This is a genomic window from Campylobacter sp. BCW_6877 (assembly GCF_001762445.1).
In the GTDB taxonomy this organism is placed as follows: Bacteria; Campylobacterota; Campylobacteria; order Campylobacterales; family Campylobacteraceae; genus Campylobacter_D; species Campylobacter_D jejuni.
The window spans coordinates 1-2,403 of sequence record NZ_MJWW01000017.1 but is presented as its reverse complement, the minus strand read 5'-3'; the positions used below and the strand labels follow the sequence as shown (position 1 = coordinate 2,403).

The 2,403-nt window shown below is 26.1% G+C and carries 3 protein-coding genes; all 3 read left to right on the top strand.

The genetic code is table 11. From position 1 onward, the window contains the following. On the top strand, positions 1-1,287 hold a 1,287-nt coding region (locus AJ936_RS01445; protein WP_250606977.1), incomplete at its 5' end, for a hypothetical protein. Positions 1,288-1,299: 12 nt separating this feature from the next. Next, positions 1,300-1,698 (top strand): lysozyme, encoded by a 399-nt coding sequence (locus tag AJ936_RS01440; protein WP_214283095.1) that lies wholly within the window; start codon positions 1,300-1,302, stop codon positions 1,696-1,698. Further along, entirely contained in the window at positions 1,692-2,051 is a 360-nt protein-coding gene (locus tag AJ936_RS01435; RefSeq protein WP_002779560.1) for a hypothetical protein, read from the top strand. Before AJ936_RS01440 ends, AJ936_RS01435 begins: the two co-directional genes overlap by 7 nt. Positions 2,052-2,403 lie beyond the last annotated feature (352 nt).

Below are 2,403 nucleotides of genomic sequence, written 5' to 3'. Positions count from 1 at the left end.
TTAGATCAAGATAATACTATAAAACAAGATACACCTAGTTATTATTTTTCTCCTAAAGATGAAAGCAGTGGCAAAGGAAGACTTAGCATCTTTTATAAAAATGATGAACTTTGTTTGCTTAATTATTCTATTATAGAAAATTCTTTAAATATCAAATTAGAATGTTTAAGCAAACAAAGCTTAGAGTATAAAGACTTAATTTCAAACACTTTAAAAGAACAAAAAACCACACAAGTAGATAAAAAACAAGCTATAGCTAAACTTCATGCTCTTTTAGAAAATCAAAACCTAGAATGTATCCATGGAGGTAAAGTCATACTTAAATCAAACAAAGGAAAAACTTTTAAAGATGATGGTGTGCCTATAATGCTAGAAAGTGATTTATTAAACTCTAGTATAGTAGCTTGTCCTAATACTATAGCAGGTGTAAGTGTTCCTTGTACTAAAGTTGTTAATGTAAAAGGATCCTTATCTCAAAAGAAAGTCAATAATGAATATGTAATCTTACAAGAACTCATCTCAGCTTGTAAAACAGATAAAGGCTTTGCTTTAAAAGTAAGCTTTACTCCAAGTAAGTTTAAATTTGATCACAGCTTTGATCCTAAAGAGGGCTTAGGAGAACAAAGTAAAAATCAAATAGAGTTAAAAGAACCTATAATAAGACTTCATTATAAAAGTGATAGATTTCAAAAAGATAATTTACCTATCTATAATCTTTTAATCAATAATGAAAAAAAAGAACAAAATAAGGCTTTAAATGAATTTAATATAGATTTAAAAGATTTAAAAGATATAGAGGATATAAATATTCTTAATCAATTCAAACAAGACTTTAGTAAAGATTATGAATTTAAAGAATTAAATCTTAGCTTTGATACTAATTTAATCAAACTTTATTTTATTATCCCAAAAAACATTGCTAAAGTTTATAAAAGTGCTTATAAGGAATTTGAAAATAAAGATTTAGGAGTAGGGTATTTTACACAGCTACATGAGTATGATAAAATCATCAAAAATTCCCTAGAAGACAATAAAGAATTAAACGAATATCATTTTAGTTTTTTAGCTCCTGCAAAAATGCAAAATTTAAAACTTCAAATCGCACAAGGACTAGATGAAATCTTAGAAGATGAAGATAGAAAACAAGAGTTTTATGTTTGTAAGTTTGTGGTGGTAAATGGGGTTAGTGAAAACAATACTCAAGAAAAAATCACTCATCTAAGCAATGATGGTCAAAATCTTTTAAAAAATATAGAGAAGCTAAGACTCAAACCTTATAATGATTAAAATGGAAAAGAAATTACTTCATATGTTAAAGGTGCAACTATTGGATATGGACATCTTATAGGGCAAAATGAATGGGATTTGTATAAAAATGGTATTACTTTACAAGAAGCGGATAAATTGTTTAAAAGCGATTTGTTGCCCTTTGAAAATGCTGTAAAAAATTCAATAAACTCTTCCTTAGCACAGAACGAATTTGATGCCTTGGTTATATTATGTTTTAATATAGGGATTGATAATTTTAAAAATTCTTCTGTTGTTAAAATCATCAATGGAGAGAAAACAGGCTACAAAACATTAAAGGAAGCTTGGATGGCGTGGAACAAAAGTCAAAATAAAGTAATGCAAGGACTAATTAATAGGAGAAATGCTGAATATAAGCTTTACATTCAAGGAGGTTATGAAAAATGGTAATTTTTAAAAATATATTATTGTTTTTATTTTTTAGTACTTATTTATTAGCGCAAGAGGATTTTACTCCACTAGAGCAATGTACCTATGAAAATGAAAAGTTTTGGATAAAAATTTTAAATCTATGTCCAGAGGGTAATATAACTTGTGATAAAGTTGTATATGTGGGTGTCAATAAAAATAATGGAAAATATATTGTCCTAAACGGTAAGTCTATTAGTGATGTAAATATGAATTTTAAAGGATATGTTTTTAAAAATGGTATTTATGAATACAATATTTTTAATAATTTTTTATATATTTCTAAAAACAAGCAGATTATACAAGAATATCGTCTGAAATTATGTGAAAAATAGACGCAACAAAGGCAACAAGCAACAACAAATACCTAGAATATGTAAAAAGTTAAAAAGATGCAATAAGAATTACAAGAAGTTTTTAAAGTTATAAAAATCCTAATTAATGAAATCTTAGCTCCTAAATTTTACAACAAATACAAAGATTTAGAAGTTGAGATTGATGATAAGGGCAATGTGCTTAGGTGGATAGGAGAGATTAATAGAGAGACAAAAAATATTAGCAAATAAAAAATGATATAATAATGCTTTATATAAGGAATCTTTTATGTTTATAAGTTCTAAAACAGAGTTAATTCAAACTATTAAAAATTTAACAATCAACAATAAAGAAGTTAAACAGATTGATTTT

Coding starts and splice junctions, on each gene's coding strand:
- AJ936_RS01435 (WP_002779560.1), top strand. CDS start 1,692: ATGGTAATTTTTAAAAATATATTATTGTTTTTATTTTTTAGTACTTAT.